The sequence below is a fragment of the Pantoea sp. JZ29 genome, assembly GCF_035190385.1.
Taxonomy (GTDB): domain Bacteria; phylum Pseudomonadota; class Gammaproteobacteria; order Enterobacterales; family Enterobacteriaceae; genus Pantoea; species Pantoea stewartii.
In genome coordinates, this window is sequence record NZ_CP045241.1 from 3,133,378 (window position 1) to 3,148,764 (window position 15,387).

Here is a 15,387-nt window from a genome sequence, read left to right on the forward strand (position 1 = left end):
AATTAATTGACGTTCAGTGCGTCATTAACCAGGTCTTGCTGCTGTTGTTGATGTACGGACATATAACCCACGGCCGGTGAAGCCGATGCCGGGCGACCTGCATAACGCAGCGTTGCACCAAACGGTACCACATCACGGAAATGGTGCTGGCTACAGTACCAGGCACCCTGGTTCAGTGGCTCTTCCTGACACCAGACAAAATCCTGTACGTGGGAATACGCTTTTAACGCTTCCTGTACCGCCTGATGCGGGAACGGGTAAAGTTGTTCGATACGCACGATAGCGACATCGGTTTTTTCGTCTTTACGACGCTGTTCCAGCAGATCGTAGTAGACCTTACCGGAGCACAGCACGACGCGCTTGATGCCTTGCGGATCCAGATCGTCAATTTCGCCGATCGCTGGCTGGAAGCTGCCGTTTGCCAGTTCATCCAGCGAGGAAATCGCCAGAGGATGACGCAACAGCGACTTCGGTGACATCACCACCAGCGGACGGCGCATACCGCGCAGCGCCTGACGACGCAGCATGTGGTAAACCTGAGCCGGTGTTGAGGGTACGCAGACCTGCATGTTCTGCTCAGCGCAGAGCTGCAGATAACGTTCCAGACGGGCGGAGGAGTGCTCAGGGCCCTGACCTTCATAGCCGTGTGGCAGCAGCATCACCAGGCCACACATACGGCCCCATTTTTGCTCGCCGGAGCTGATGAACTGGTCAATCACCACCTGCGCACCGTTAGCAAAATCGCCGAACTGCGCTTCCCAAATGGTCAGCACGCGCGGCTCTGCGGTGGCATAACCGTATTCAAAGGCCAGCACGGCTTCTTCAGACAGGACGGAGTCCCAGACTTTGAATTCACCCTGACTGTTATGAATATGGTGTAGTGGCGTGTAGGTTGAACCGTTGGTCTGATTGTGGATCACGGCATGACGGTGGAAGAAGGTGCCACGGCCGGAGTCTTCACCCGACAAACGTACCGGAATGCCTTCATCGACCAGCGTGGCGTACGCCAGGTTTTCAGCGCCGCCCCAGTCAAACGCTTTCTCGCCTTCGGCCATCAGCTTACGATCGTTATAGATCTTGGCGACGCGAGACTGGACTTCAATCTCTTCAGGGATCTGGCTGATACGCAGCGCCAGCTCCTTCAGACGCTTCATGTCCACCTGAGCCGGATAGGGTTCATCCCACTCGTGATTCAGATACGGTGACCACGTGAAGGAGTGCAGGCTCATCGGACGCCATTCTGGCACCACGCATTCGCCGGCATCCAGCGCATCACGGTACAGATTGACCATCTCGGTGGCATCTTCCTGTGACGCGACACCTTCGCTTTCCAGACGATCGGCGTAGATTTTACGCGGGGTGGGATGCTTTTTGATTTTCTGGTACATCAACGGCTGCGTGGCGCTTGGCTCATCCGCTTCGTTGTGACCATGGCGGCGATAGCACACCAAATCGATAAACACATCGCGTTTAAAGGTATTGCGATAGTCCAGCGCCAGTCGGGTCACAAAGGCCACCGCTTCCGGATCGTCCGCATTGACGTGGAAAATCGGTGCCAGCACCATTTTACCAATGTCAGTACAGTACGGTGTAGAACGCGCGTCTTTCGGATTCGAGGTGGTGAAACCCACCTGGTTGTTGATCACGATACGCACGGTGCCACCGACTTCATAGCCGCGGGCCTGAGACATGTTCAGGGTTTCCTGCACCACGCCCTGACCAATGACCGCCGCATCACCGTGAATAGTGATGGGCAGCACTTTGTTGCTGACCGGCTCAGCCAGACGATCCAGACGGGCACGCACCGACCCCATGACCACCGGGCTGACAATTTCCAGGTGAGACGGGTTAAAGGCCAGCGCCAGGTGTACCAGACCGCCTTCGGTTTCGATATCCGATGAGAAGCCCATGTGATATTTCACATCACCGGTGCCCAGGTGTTCTTTATGTTTGCCTGAGAACTCGTCGAACAGATCCTGTGGCTTTTTACCCAGCACGTTAATCAGGACGTTGAGACGGCCACGGTGCGCCATCCCCAGCACCACTTCGCGGGTGCCGCTTTTACCTGCATGACGAATCATCTCACGCAGCATAGGCACCAGTGCATCACCGCCTTCCAGCGAGAAGCGTTTGGCACCCGGGAATTTTGCGCCCAGATATTTTTCAAGGCCTTCTGCCGCAGTCAGCTCTTTCAGGAAACCTTTTTTCTCTTCACCGCTGAACGAACAGTGGCCAGCACCGGATTCGAGACGCTGCTGAATCCAGCGTTTCTCTTCGGTGTTGTTGATGTGCATGTACTCTGCACCAATCGAACCACAGTAAGTCTGCTTCAGCGCCTCGAACAGATCGGCCAGCTTCATGGTTTCTTTGCCAATAGCAAAAGAACCTACGTTAAAGCTTTCCTGAAAATCGGCGTCGGTCAGATCGTGAAAAGCAGGGTCGAGATCGGCAACACGGTCCTGTTTCCACAGGCCAAGCGGATCCAGGTTTGCTTCCTGATGGCCGCGAAAACGAAACGCGTTGATCAGTTGCAGCACTTTCACTTGCTTGGAGTTGGTTGCCGGATCGGTGACTGAGGAGGTGTAACGAGATGCGTCTTTCGCCAGGCGACGGAAATATTCGCGGGTCGCGGAGTGGAACTGCTCAGGTTTCACTCCCGTGCCTGGTAACTGTTGGAACATCGAGCGCCACACTGCATCCACAGAGTCAGGATCGGTCAGGAAATCCTCATAGAGTTGCTCTATGTAAGACTGATTCGCGCCGGCCAGCCAGGAGGAGTCCAGCCAGGGCTTCATCGCGCTGTTCTGCATTGTGATCCCTTAAGCAATGTTATGCTTTATTGAGGTTTCATTTGTTGCCGCTTTCGCGGTTTGCCGTAGTGAGTTCAGCGATACGAGCACTGTGCGCAGCGCGCGCCCGGCCCGTAAGGGAACCTTTGTAAACGTGGTCGAAACCGCGTTTAAAGAGGCTTCCGTAAAACACCGGGAACCTGAGGTTCCCGGCTGTATCACTATGCCCCGCGTTGCAGCAGCATCGACTTGATATGGCCGATGGCGCGCGTGGGGTTAAGACCTTTAGGACACACGCTGACACAGTTCATGATGCTGTGGCAGCGGAACACGCTGAATGCATCGCTCAGATTATCCAGACGCGCATCGGTTTCGGTGTCGCGACTGTCAATAATGAAGCGGTATGCCGCCAGCAGACCCGCAGGCCCGATGAATTTATCGGGATTCCACCAGAACGACGGGCATGAGGTTGAGCAACAGGCGCAGAGAATACACTCATACAGGCCGTCCAGATGCTCACGCTCGCCCGGCGTCTGCAGATGCTCACGCGCAGGTGGGTTTTCACCGTTGTTCAACAAGAAAGGCTTAATTTTCTCATACTGAGTATAAAACTGACTCATGTCTACCACGAGGTCGCGCACCACAGGCAGGCCAGGCAGAGGACGAATCACAATCTTCTGCTTACCGTTGCCTAAGGCGGAAACCGGCGTAATGCAGGCCAGGCCGTTTTTACCGTTCATGTTCAGGCCATCTGATCCGCACACGCCTTCACGGCACGAGCGACGGAAAGCCAGCGTAGGATCCTTTTCTTTTAAACGGATCAACGCGTCCAGCAGCATCATGTCACGGCCATCTTCCGCTTCCAGGCTGTAATCCTGCATGCGCGGTTTATCATCGACGTCCGGGTTATAACGATAGATCGAAAATTCTAGTCTCATGATGATCTCCGCAATTAGTAGGTACGCGCTTTTGGCGGGAAGGCCGCACGCAGTTTCGGTTGCATGTTCACCTCACGGCGCGTCATGCTTTCCGTTTGCGGAACATAGAGGCTATGGCACAGCCAGTTCGCATCATCACGTTCCGGATAGTCGAAGCGGCTGTGTGCACCACGGCTTTCTGTACGGAAGTTAGCCGCAACCGCTGTGGCATAGGCGGTTTCCATCAGGTTATCCAGCTCAAGGCACTCGATACGCTGTGTATTGAAGTCGGGTGAACGGTCATCCAGACGCGCAGACTTCAGGCGCTCACGAATCACTTTCAGCTCTTCAAGACCTTCACGCATGGCATCACCTTCGCGGAAAACCGAGAAGTTGTTCTGCATGCAGCGTTGCAACGCTTTACGGATTTCAACCGGATCTTCACCCGTGGTGTTGTTCTCCCAGCGATTGAAGCGCGCCATGGCAGCATCGATGTTTTCCTGACTGGCTTCGCGCAGTTCGCCCTGCTCTTCCAGACATTCAAGCAGATGAACACCCGCCGCGCGACCAAAGACCACCAGGTCCAGCAGTGAGTTTCCGCCCAGACGGTTCGCGCCGTGAACAGATACGCAGGCGATTTCACCCACAGCGAACAGGCCCGGAATCACTTCATCTTCGCCCTGCGCATTGACGCGCAGCGCCTGGCCGGTCACTTTGGTCGGTACGCCGCCCATCATGTAGTGACAGGTTGGGATAACAGGAATCGGCTCTTTAATCGGGTCAACGTGCGCAAAGGTACGGGACAGTTCCAGGATTCCCGGCAGACGTGACTCCAGCACTTCGGCACCCAGATGGTCAAGTTTCAACTTGATGTGCGGGCCCCATGGACCATCACAGCCCCGGCCTTCACGAATTTCCACCATCATAGAACGGGCCACCACGTCACGACCTGCCAGGTCTTTGGCGTTTGGCGCATAGCGCTCCATGAAGCGCTCACCGTGTTTGTTCAGCAGATAGCCGCCTTCACCGCGACAGCCCTCGGTGACCAGCACACCCGCACCTGCGATACCGGTTGGGTGGAACTGCCACATTTCCATGTCCTGCACCGGTACACCTGCGCGCAGCGCCATGCCAACACCGTCGCCAGTGTTAATGTGGGCATTGGTCGTCGACTGATAGATACGTCCTGCACCACCGGTCGCCAGAATGGTCGCCTTGGCTTTGAAGTAGACGGTTTCACCGGTTTCCATGCAGATAGCAGTACAACCCACAATCGCATCGTCGTCATTCTTGACCAGATCCAGTGCATACCATTCGGAGAAGATGGTGGTTTTGTTTTTCAGGTTCTGCTGATACAGCGTATGCAGCAGGGCGTGGCCAGTACGGTCAGCTGCCGCGGCAGTACGCGCCGCCTGCTCACCACCGAAGTTTTTTGACTGACCACCAAACGGACGCTGATAAACGCGGCCGTCATCAAGACGGGAGAAAGGTAAGCCCATGTGTTCCAGTTCCAGAATCGCTTCCGGACCGACGTGGCACATGTATTCAATCGCGTCCTGGTCGCCGATATAGTCGGAGCCTTTGACGGTGTCATACATATGCCATTCCCAGTTATCGTCATGGGTATTGCCTAGCGCAACGGTAATACCGCCCTGCGCGGATACCGTATGAGAACGGGTTGGGAACACTTTGGACAGCAGGGCGCACGTCTGGCCCGACTGGGAGATTTGCAGTGCCGCGCGCATACCCGCGCCACCTGCGCCGATCACCACGGCATCAAATTCTCTGACTGGTAACTTCATTTACACACCCCACACCACAACAAACCCATAAATTGCATATGACAACAGTGCCACCACGATAACCAGCTGTAACAGCAAACGCGCCGCCAGCGATTTCACGTAGTCCGTTAAGACCTGCCACATACCAATCCAGCCGTGGATCAGGATGGAAAACAGCGTCAGGAGCGTGAACACTTTTGTAAATGCTGAGGCAAAGAAGCCACGCCAGATGTCATACGTCAGCGTGTCTGTCATCACCACGAAACCGAGCATGTAGATGATGTAAAGCGTAATAAGGATTGCCGACGCGCGCAGCAACAGCCAGTCCTGAATGCCATTGCGACCCAACGCGGATGCATTGCTTACCATACGAGGACTCCTGCTAAGATTGAAAGCACGACAGTAATACCAAATGTCACCTGCGCAGAACGCTTACCTGCTTCGAGCGTTTCCGCCAGATAACCAAAATCCATTAACATATGACGTATCCCGCCCACCGTATGATAGGCCAACGCGGTCAGAATGCCCCACATGATAAACTTCACAAAGAAGCCGCTCATGATAGATGCCGCGTGCTGAAAACCTTCAGGAGAGGAGAGAGAAAGACCGAGAAGCCACAACAGGATGCCGAGAGCAACCAGAGTGATGACGCCGGAGACACGGTGGAGAATGGACGATATTGCAGTAACGGGAAACCGGATCGTCGAGAGATCCAAGTTGACAGGTCTTTGTTTTTTCACGGTTTTGCCCACACAGCTCTTTTTTATTTTGCTTCCTCCGGAAGACAGGCCCAAACCCGAAAAAAAGGTTCAGTCTTAATCCGTCACCAAAATAGCAACATCCAGTGTTAAATGACGTGGTACAAACGCTGGGTGGCTCCTGGTGTCAGGGTGTTCCGGAGACCTGGCCGGAAGTATAGGACGATCACATTCTGATTACAATTCCCCTACAAACTCTTTGGAGAATTTTCGATGGAACAGTGATCCCACTCACGTTTTTCACAATTCATACAAATTTAATTATCTGATTTGACAATAGTTCAACAATTCAGTTACAAACTAGTCCGATAAAATCCTATGATGCACAAAAGTTATGGGGATACACTTTCTCCTAAGCTGAAGTTATGTAACATTGTCGGTAACCGCTTTAAATACCATCAGGTTATTGGTTACAAAGAAGTTATGTCCTGACCGGATCTTTAACAACCGCGATATGCACATGTCACGGCTTTACATTTCCAGTGGAACGCGCCTCTCACTCTGTACCCTTCACTGCTTATAATGCAGAGTGACACCGTGAAGTACTGCCAAATTGCAACATGCACGCGTTTCAGGTGTCGAAAGATCCTTACCTGCCTAAGGCGCTATGGAGACGAAAATGACAGATAAAAAAGTGACGCTAACCCTATCAGATGAAACGTCCATTGAACTGGGTGTACTGCAAGGCACGCTGGGCCAGGATGTCGTCGATGTCCGTCAACTGGGTTCCAACGGCCTGTTTACCTTCGATCCTGGTTTCACGTCTACAGCGTCCTGCGAATCAAAAATCACCTTTATCGATGGTGATGAAGGCATTCTGCTTCACCGCGGCTTCCCTATTGACCAACTGGCTACCCACTCTAACTACCTGGAAGTGTGCTACATCCTGTTAAATGGTGAAGCCCCCACGAAAGCCCAGTTTGAAGAGTTTAAACAAACGGTTACGCGCCACACGATGATTCATGAGCAGATTACCCGTCTGTTCCACGGTTTCCGTCGTGATTCACACCCGATGGCGGTGATGTGCGGCGTGACCGGCGCACTGGCTGCGTTTTATCACGATTCGCTGGATGTAAACATCGAGCGCCACCGTGAAATCGCCGCTTTCCGTCTGCTGTCGAAAATGCCTACCATGGCAGCGATGTGTTACAAGTATTCAATCGGTCAGCCGTTCGTCTATCCCCGTAACGACCTCTCCTATGCCGGTAACTTCCTGCACATGATGTTTGCAACACCGTGTGAAGAATACAAGGTTAACCCTGTGCTTGAACGCGCCATGGATCGCATTCTGATTCTGCACGCCGATCATGAACAGAACGCCTCGACCTCTACCGTACGTACCGCTGGCTCGTCAGGCGCTAACCCGTTTGCCTGTATCGCGGCCGGTATTGCCTCCCTGTGGGGACCCGCACACGGCGGCGCGAACGAAGCCTGTCTGCGTATGCTTGAAGAGATCAGCACCGTCGAGCACATTCCTGAGTTTGTGCGCCGTGCCAAAGACAAAAATGACTCTTTCCGCCTGATGGGCTTTGGTCACCGTGTTTATAAAAACTATGACCCGCGCGCGACCGTTATGCGTGAAACCTGCCATGAAGTGCTGAACGAACTGGGCATGAAAGACGATCTGCTGGAAGTGGCGCTGGAACTGGAACACATTGCGCTGAACGACCCGTACTTCATCGAGCGCAAACTCTATCCAAACGTGGATTTCTACTCCGGTATCATCCTGAAAGCCATGGGCATCCCTTCGTCCATGTTTACCGTGATTTTCGCCATGGCGCGTACCGTTGGCTGGATCGCGCACTGGAAAGAAATGCACGACGAAGGCATGAAAATTGCCCGTCCGCGTCAGCTGTATACCGGTTACACCGAACGCGAGTTCAGCTCGAAGCTGGATAAATAAGCTGTCCGGCAACGGGCGGTAAGGCGAAAAGCGGTGGTGTCCTTACGGGCACCGCCGCTTTTTTTTACTGACGCCGCCGGTCAGCGTGAGCGAATCTTAGTGAGAGGATGAACGGCGGACGTTTGAGATGCCCGAAAGGCCTGCCATTCTTCTCGCGTCACTTCCCATAATTGCGAGTCATGTGTGCCTGAAACGTACTGTTTTTTCTCTGTGCGGATACAGCGCATACCACTGTTGACAGAAATGTTCACAGATCGCTGATTCAGTGCCGCTTTTGGCGTTCTCAGCAGCGGTTTTTTCAGATCGGTAAACCAGTAATCCGTCACGGCCAGGCAGGCTTCTGTCATATAGCCCTGCCCCTGCCACTCCGGTACCAACCAGAAGCCCCGGTTATTATCCGGCGTCTCCATCAGGCAAATAACGCCAATCAGTTGCTGTTCCGCCGTTTTAGGCCGCAATGTCCAGTACCAGCCCGTCCCGGCCGCGACCGCCGGTAAGGCGACATTGGCAATATAGTCTCGTGCCCCGCCCTCGGGATAAGGCCAGGGCACCGAATCGATCAGGTAGCGTACAATTTCCCAGCGCGGAAACGCGATCTGCATGGCATCGGCATCCTCCAGCGACAGGGGTTTTAAGCGCAGCCTTTCCGTCACAATCTCAGGTGTCATGATGATTCCTTATGCTGTGAAGAAAACCGGGTGACGATATCCTTCGCTGACGAGTGACATTGCCCGCGTGCAACGGCGGGACAGGCCAGCGTTTTTATCTCTGACAGCCAGGGCACCAGTAAAACGGTCGGGCGGACAGGACGCCCTTTTCGATCACTTCGCCGCAGCGGCGACATGTCTTGCCCTGGCGGTGGAACACTTCAAACCGAAATGCCGCTTCGCTGTGGTATTTTTTCATGGTGCCGCGCATGCGATAGGCATGACGCGGCACGGACAACAGCGCTTCGCAGAAAGCCGTCAGTTGCGCCTCACTCAGCGACTGTGCGTTATGCCGGGGAAGCAACTGGGCCAGCCAGAGGATCTCAGCACGTAAATAGTTGCCCAGTCCGGCCAGAAAAGCCTGATCCAGTAACAGTCCGCTGAACCGGCGACGACAGAAACGCGGCGAGCACAGCCGTTCCCTGACCGCCTCTACGGTCAACTCCGCATTCAGTACATCCGGCCCGATGCGATTGAGAAACGGATGACGGGCAAGCGTTTCCGCATTCAGGAGTTCAATATCCGACGCGCTGTAAAGCAATATCGCCTGATTAGCCGTCGCGAGACGCACACGTAACTGCCGTTTTGTCTCGGGCTGCATGTCTGGCGGGACGATGCGCCAGACGCCGTACAGCTGATTGTGCGAATACAGCGTCAGGCCGTTACTGAAATGGGTCAGCAACGCTTTACCGCGCGTCTCTATCGACGCCACCTGTTCTCCCAGCAATGCGGGCTCATAGGTTTTTAATTCGGGAAACGCAAACCAGACGTCGGTCAGGGGCTGGCCGACGATGGCCACTTCAAGCTGATCCGCCACGCGGCGAATCTCCGGTCCTTCAGGCATCACTCGTCCTCTTAATGCGTTGCGCCACCCACTTCCTTCACATCCTGAGCGGTGGTCAGGGTCGTTTGTACGGCAATTTTCAGCGCCTCAATAACGGTTGCGGCGGGCATACTGGGTGCACCCGGGTGATGCACCGCCTGTTCAGGCAGGTAGGGAATATGAATGAAACCGCCCCATGCCGGGCTGCCGTTGCTTTCAAGCCAGTGCAACAGACCATACATCACCCGGTTACAGGTAAAGGTTCCTGCGGTTTGCGACACCGATGCCGGAATGCCCGCTTCCCGCACCGCGGCCACAATGGCTTTGATCGGCAGGCGTGAAAAATATCCGGCCGGGCCATCCTGAACGATGGGTTCGTCCACGGGTTGCCTGCCCGCATTATCCGGGATGCGCGCATCATCCACATTAATACCAATTCGCTCTACCGTGATATCGCTGCGACCGCCTGCCTGCCCGACAGCGATAACGGCATCGGGCCTGATCGTTTCCAGCGCCTGATACAGCACGTCCAGCACCTCGCTGAATACGACGGGCAACTGGCGCGTCACGATGCGTGCGCCGGCAATAGTCTGGCCTTCAAGGGCACTGACCGCCTGCCAGGAGGGATTAATGGATTCGCCGCCAAAGGGCTCAAATGCCGTCATTAATACCGTTTTCATGCTGCCTCACAAAAACATCAGGAAGTAGAGTAAGAAAATGTTAACAATTAACAGTAGCACACCGGTTGGCACCTGAGCTTTGATGACCGCGTTGCGATCCGGTAACTCCAGCAAGGCAGCAGGCACAATGTTGAAGTTTGCTGCCATCGGCGTCATTAACGTACCGCAGTAGCCGGAAAACATCCCGATTGCCGCCATGACCGCCGGGTTGCCGCCATGCTGTAACACCAGAATGGGAATGCCGATGCCCGCGGTAATAATCGGGAACGCCGCGAACGCATTCCCCATCACCATGGTGAGCAGTGCCATCCCTGCCGCGTAAACCGTGACCGCAATGAAACGGTTATCCACGGCAAGATAATGTTCGGTGAGATGGGAGATCGCACCACCGACGCCCGCGGCCGTAAACAGTAGCCCCAGGGTTGCCAGGATTTGCGGCAGGAGAAACGCCCAGCCGATGCAGTCCAGCAAACGTCGGGTTTCCTGCATCGACTGCACTGGGGTTTCACGCGTCATTTTCATGGCGATCAGCCAGCCCAGCAGACAGCCTGTGGCCATGGAGAACAGCGTAATCAGGGTGGAATGGTTGCCCGCGCCGAACACCCACGTTTGCAGACCGGGAAGGTTATTAAACGCTAACACACCGATCACTGTCACGACGGGGATCGCCAGGGCTGGCAGGAAAAGTTTGTTGCCCAGACGCTGGGCACTGGCCTGTTTTTCCGCCTCACTGCGCTGGTGATAGCGGCCCATTTTTACCCCACCACAACCGGCAAGGATCCCCATGATAACCACCGCTACGCCCACGCTAATTTGCAACGTACGTGTGCCGCTTTCGGCAGAGCCCATCATTTGGGTCATCAGAGCGGTTGTCCAGTCACCCACCAGAAAAATCAGGCCATAGAGTCCCCAAAATAAGCCAGTGGTGAAACGGCGCGGATTTGCGCTGTCGCGCCAGGATAAAACCGCGACAACCAGCAGAATCAGGCCAGCCAGCCACATCAGATACTGTTGCTGAATCATGACGGCTCTCCTTTGGCTTTCATGGCCTCGCTGTTGATGACGCGCAGTTCTCGTGCCAGCTGGCGGTCCAGCCTGATCAGGCGGGCGGAATGAATCAGAAAGGCTGAGAGCGCCGTGGGAATGCCCCACAGGGCAATATGCAGTGGCTCAGTCTGGATACCGGCGGACTCCTGCATAAAATTATGCATAAAAATAATGGCGCCAAAGGCGACAAAGATATCCTCACCAAAGAACAGCCCGACGTTGTCGGTGGCAGCGGACATGGCACGCAGGCGATGACGGACCTCGGGCGGTAGGGCCCCGTAGCGGTTTTCGCTGGCCCCCTCGGCCATCGGCGCAAGTAGCGGGCGCACCATTTGCGGATGACCGCCGAGACTGGTCAGCCCGAGGGCCGCAGTCACCTCACGCACAAACAGATAGACAATGAGCAACCGTCCCGCCGTCGCCGTTTTGATCTGGGCAATCCACGCCTGCGCGCGCTGTTTCAGACCATGGCGTTCCAGTAAGCCAATAACCGCCAGCGGCAGCAGCAGGATCAACGGCAGGTTGCGGGTATTCAGAAATCCCTCACCCAGCTTTTGTAAAATATCGCCCAGCGGCATCAGGGCAGCGATCCCGGTGACGAAGCCTGAAACAATGACCACCAGCACCGGGTTAAAACGCAAAACGAAGCCAACGACGATGGCAGCAATGCCCAGCAGCGGCCAGAGATTTACTACGCTGTCCATACTTTTCCCCTCGTGAAATAGTAAGCCCGAGACGTTCAGGCTGGTTATGCCGTTTTTTTATTGACTGGTGACGGTGATAGCATGGCTGGCAAAGCTGGCACGCAGACGTTGCGCAAACGTCAGTGCATGCGCCCCGTCACCATGCAGGCAGACGGTTTCTGCGTTCACCTGAACCGCCTCACCGGTCACACTGATGACCTGCCCCTGTCGCACCATCATCAGGGTTTGCTGAATCGCCTGGTCTTCCTCTTCAATCAATGCGCCGGGCTGGCCACGGGGCACCAGCGCGCCGCTGCTGAGATAGCCGCGATCGGCAAACACCTCCTCCCGGGTTTTCAGGCCGTGATGGGCCGCCGCGCGAATCAACTCACTGTTAGCCAGCCCCACCATGATCAGCCGGGCATCGACGGCTTTGACGGCTCGCGCAATCGCCTCGGCCAGCGTGGCATCCTCCGCCGCCTGGTTATACAACATACCGTGAGGCTTAACATGAACAAGCGACTGCCCTTCACTCTCCGCCAGACTTTTGAGCGCACCAACCTGATAGATGATTTGCGCATAGACAGTTTCCGGCGGCAGTTGCATCGCACTGCGGCCAAAGTTTTCACGATCGGGAAAGCTGGGATGCGCGCCAATCGCCACGCCAAATTCGCTGGCCCAGCGAATGGCCTGCAACATCATCTGCGCGTCGCCTGCGTGAAAGCCGCAGGCGATGTTGGCGGAACTCACCAGCTGCAACAGCGCACGATCACTGCTGCTCCCCTCGCCCAGATCGGCGTTTAAATCAATTTTCATTTGCCAGTCCCCAGGCCATTTGCCCCAATACGTGCTGCTGCTGTCGCGTTGCCGCCAGCGCCTCTTCGGGCGTACAGGGCATAAAATGAATCGGCTCGCCCAGACGAATCTGCGCCAGATGATAAAGATCGCATTCAATGACGCAGGCGATACGTGGATAGCCGCCGGTGGTCTGTGCATCCGCCAGCAGGACGATCGGCTGACCGTTTCCAGGCACCTGAATGACGCCGGGCACCAGACCATGCGATAACAACTCGCGCGGCACGTCGCGTTGCAAAGCAGGGCCCTGCAAACGGTAGCCCATGCGATTACTTTGAGGGTTCAGCTTCCAGGCTGCTCGCCAGAACGCCTGTTGTGACGCTTCGCTGAATTCATGGTATTCCGGTCCGGGTAACGCCCGAATACGGTTACCCCAGAGCAACTGGCGCACGCCTTTTTTGCTCGTGAAGTGCTGTTGCGGTTTGCCAAGCGGAATGACGTCGCCGTCCTGCAGCGTCCGCCCCTCAAAGCCGCCAAAACCGGCCTTAATGTCGGTGCTGCATGAGCCCAGCACTGGCGGAATAGCGAATCCACCGTGCACAGCCAGGTAGCTGCGCATGCCGTGAATCGGTTTCTTCAACACCAGGAGCTGCCCTTTTTTTACCGGTAAACGCCAGCCTGTCCAGACAGGCTTGCCATCCAGTTCGGCCTGACAACCCGCTCCCGTTAGTGCAAACCACCCATCCCGACGGAATTCCGCTTTAAACTGTCCGAGGACAATCTCCAGCACGGCGCTGCCCGGCGGATTGCCTGCCAGCAGATTGGCTGTGATCATGGCGGGTTGATCCAGAACACCACTGACGCCGATGCCATACTGTCGCCAGTGATAGCGTCCGAAATCCTGAATGCTGGTTGCCAGACCCGCGCGAAGAATGTTTAACATATCCCTTCCTTTTGCGGCACAAACCGGACATTGTCACCCGGACGAAGTAAGGTTGGCGACTGCTGGCTGGGTGTGAAAAGCGCGACCTGCGTCCTGCCAATCAACTGCCAGCCGCCTGGTGAGACCAGCGGATAAACACCGGTCTGGCTGCCGCCGATGCCCACCGATCCAGCCGGAACCGCAACGCGCGGTTCGGCGCGGCGCGGCATATGCAGGCGCGCATCCAGGCCGGCCAGGTAAGGAAAGCCGGGCTGAAAACCAATAAAGAAAACCGCGTAATCCGTGCTGCTGTGTAACGCGACGACCTGCTTTTCCGTCATGCCGGCGTGGTCGGCCACCTGACGCAAGTCCGGCCCCGCCTCGCCCCCATAGATGACCGGTATAGTCACAAGGCGCGACTCTGTGTCCTGCGCCTCACTTTCCTGCCACCACTGTTCAAGTTGCGCTGTCGCCTGTCGGGCATCTCTGGGCGGCTCCCGTAACAGCAGCGTCAGGTTGTTCATGCCGGGAATCACTTCCCGGGTCGCGTCGTGTGACTGCAAACGCTGGCACAGATGCCAGATTCGCTGCTGACTGGCCAGCGAAACGGGCGGAGACAACTCCAGTACCACCGCGCGCTCGCCGAGCATATAGCATCGTGTTTTTTGCAACACGTACCTCCTGGTAAACAGCTTTGCGGCACTCAGACAGGATTCTGGCGCGCAAAAGCCAAATGTGTTTTACAACCCAGGAAGGTAGTTATGCGAAAGTGACGGTAATGTGTCAACAGGTTTGGGTTCTGCGCAGATGGCAGAACCCAGGGGGATCAGGCGGGATTGGGAATATCAATAAACGTGACATCCAGGCCATGATGCTCCGCCAGCCATTCACCCAACGCCCGAATACCCTCGCGTTCGGTGGCATGGTGGCCTGCGGCGAAAAAGTGCAGGCCTTGTTCACGGGCGCTGTGAATGGTTTGCTCAGAGACCTCGCCCGTAATAAAGGCATCTACGCCAAAGGCGGCCGCATTATCAATAAATCCCTGACCGCCGCCACTGCACCAGGCAACACGACGGATCGCTGCTGGCGCATTATCACCACAGTGAAGCGGCTCCCGTCCCAGCACCTCAGTAATACGCTGTGCCAACGCATGGCCGCTCACAGGCTGAGTCAGTTCGCCCCAGGGTACCAGCGGCATAATCTCGCCCATCACGTTAATACCCAGCAGCTTAGCCAACTGCGCGTTATTGCCCAGCTCAGGGTGCGCATCCAGCGGCAGGTGCCAGCCGTAGAGGTTAATATCGTTTGCCAGTAGCGTGCGCAGACGCTGGCGTTTCATGCCTTTAATCACCGCCGGTTCACTTTTCCAGAAATAACCGTGATGTACCAGCACCGCATCGGCTTTGCGCGCCACCGCTTCATCCAGCAGCGCCTGGCAGGCGGTCACGCCGGTAACGATCGTTTTCACTTCAGGTCGGCCTTCGACCTGTAGCCCGTTTGGCGCATAATCGCTGAAGGTATGGGTTGCCAGCTGATCGTTAACGATTTTTTCTAACGCATAGTGATTCATTTCTGCTCCTTG

The 15,387-nt window shown here is 55.7% G+C and carries 15 protein-coding genes; 1 reads left to right on the top strand and 14 read right to left on the bottom strand.

All coding sequences use genetic code 11. The features are described from left to right. Nucleotides 1–2: 2 nt before the first annotated feature. From sucA to sdhC, 5 genes are all read right to left on the bottom strand, one after another. Complete coding sequence (gene sucA / locus GC090_RS14580) at nt 3–2,810, bottom strand: 2-oxoglutarate dehydrogenase E1 component (RefSeq protein ID WP_006118456.1); 2,808 nt, start codon at nt 2,808–2,810, stop codon at nt 3–5. Between the two features lie 200 nt (nt 2,811–3,010). Continuing rightward, nucleotides 3,011–3,727, bottom strand: a complete 717-nt coding sequence (locus tag GC090_RS14585; protein WP_006118455.1) for a succinate dehydrogenase iron-sulfur subunit — start codon at nt 3,725–3,727, stop codon at nt 3,011–3,013. A 14-nt stretch (nt 3,728–3,741) separates the two neighbouring features. Continuing rightward, entirely contained in the window at nt 3,742–5,508 is a 1,767-nt protein-coding gene (gene sdhA, locus GC090_RS14590; protein ID WP_006118454.1) for a succinate dehydrogenase flavoprotein subunit, read from the bottom strand. Continuing rightward, a complete protein-coding gene (sdhD, locus tag GC090_RS14595) occupies nt 5,509–5,856 on the bottom strand; it encodes a succinate dehydrogenase membrane anchor subunit (protein ID WP_006118453.1) in 348 nt (115 codons plus the stop codon). Then, complete coding sequence (gene sdhC / locus GC090_RS14600) at nt 5,850–6,239, bottom strand: succinate dehydrogenase cytochrome b556 subunit (RefSeq protein WP_033739345.1); 390 nt, start codon at nt 6,237–6,239, stop codon at nt 5,850–5,852. Before sdhC ends, sdhD begins: the two co-directional genes overlap by 7 nt. A 625-nt stretch (nt 6,240–6,864) precedes the next feature. Between sdhC and GC090_RS14605 the strand changes: the two genes are divergently transcribed. After that, complete coding sequence (locus tag GC090_RS14605) at nt 6,865–8,148, top strand: citrate synthase (protein WP_006118451.1); 1,284 nt, start codon at nt 6,865–6,867, stop codon at nt 8,146–8,148. Nucleotides 8,149–8,228: 80 nt separating this feature from the next. On the opposite strand, the gene GC090_RS14610 is transcribed toward GC090_RS14605, so the two are convergent. From GC090_RS14610 to GC090_RS14650, 9 genes are all read right to left on the bottom strand, one after another. Further along, entirely contained in the window at nt 8,229–8,816 is a 588-nt protein-coding gene (locus GC090_RS14610; protein WP_110267774.1) for a GNAT family N-acetyltransferase, read from the bottom strand. 94 nt (nt 8,817–8,910) lie between these two features. After that, nucleotides 8,911–9,699 carry an endonuclease VIII gene (gene nei / locus GC090_RS14615; protein WP_039337980.1) on the bottom strand — a complete coding sequence of 263 codons (789 nt, stop codon included), beginning with the start codon at nt 9,697–9,699 and terminating at the stop codon, nt 8,911–8,913. An 11-nt stretch (nt 9,700–9,710) separates the two neighbouring features. Then, nucleotides 9,711–10,358, bottom strand: a complete 648-nt coding sequence (gene pcp / locus GC090_RS14620; protein WP_324020210.1) for a pyroglutamyl-peptidase I — start codon at nt 10,356–10,358, stop codon at nt 9,711–9,713. Nucleotides 10,359–10,364: 6 nt separating this feature from the next. Further along, entirely contained in the window at nt 10,365–11,381 is a 1,017-nt protein-coding gene (locus GC090_RS14625) for a DUF979 domain-containing protein (RefSeq protein WP_324020211.1), read from the bottom strand. After that, nucleotides 11,378–12,109: a DUF969 domain-containing protein gene (locus GC090_RS14630; protein ID WP_006118446.1), complete on the bottom strand. Its 732-nt coding sequence runs from the start codon at nt 12,107–12,109 to the stop codon at nt 11,378–11,380. The genes GC090_RS14625 and GC090_RS14630 overlap by 4 nt, the downstream gene beginning before the upstream one ends. A 57-nt stretch (nt 12,110–12,166) precedes the next feature. Further along, entirely contained in the window at nt 12,167–12,904 is a 738-nt protein-coding gene (gene pxpA, locus GC090_RS14635) for a 5-oxoprolinase subunit PxpA (protein ID WP_324020212.1), read from the bottom strand. Beyond that, nucleotides 12,894–13,826, bottom strand: coding sequence for a 5-oxoprolinase subunit PxpC (gene pxpC / locus GC090_RS14640; protein ID WP_324020214.1), 933 nt, complete (start codon nt 13,824–13,826; stop codon nt 12,894–12,896). The genes pxpA and pxpC overlap by 11 nt, the downstream gene beginning before the upstream one ends. Further along, a complete protein-coding gene (pxpB, locus tag GC090_RS14645; protein ID WP_172912279.1) occupies nt 13,820–14,476 on the bottom strand; it encodes a 5-oxoprolinase subunit PxpB in 657 nt (218 codons plus the stop codon). Before pxpB ends, pxpC begins: the two co-directional genes overlap by 7 nt. A gap of 155 nt (nt 14,477–14,631) precedes the next feature. Then, nucleotides 14,632–15,375 (bottom strand): type 2 GTP cyclohydrolase I, encoded by a 744-nt coding sequence (locus GC090_RS14650; RefSeq protein WP_324020215.1) that lies wholly within the window; start codon nt 15,373–15,375, stop codon nt 14,632–14,634. Nucleotides 15,376–15,387 lie beyond the last annotated feature (12 nt).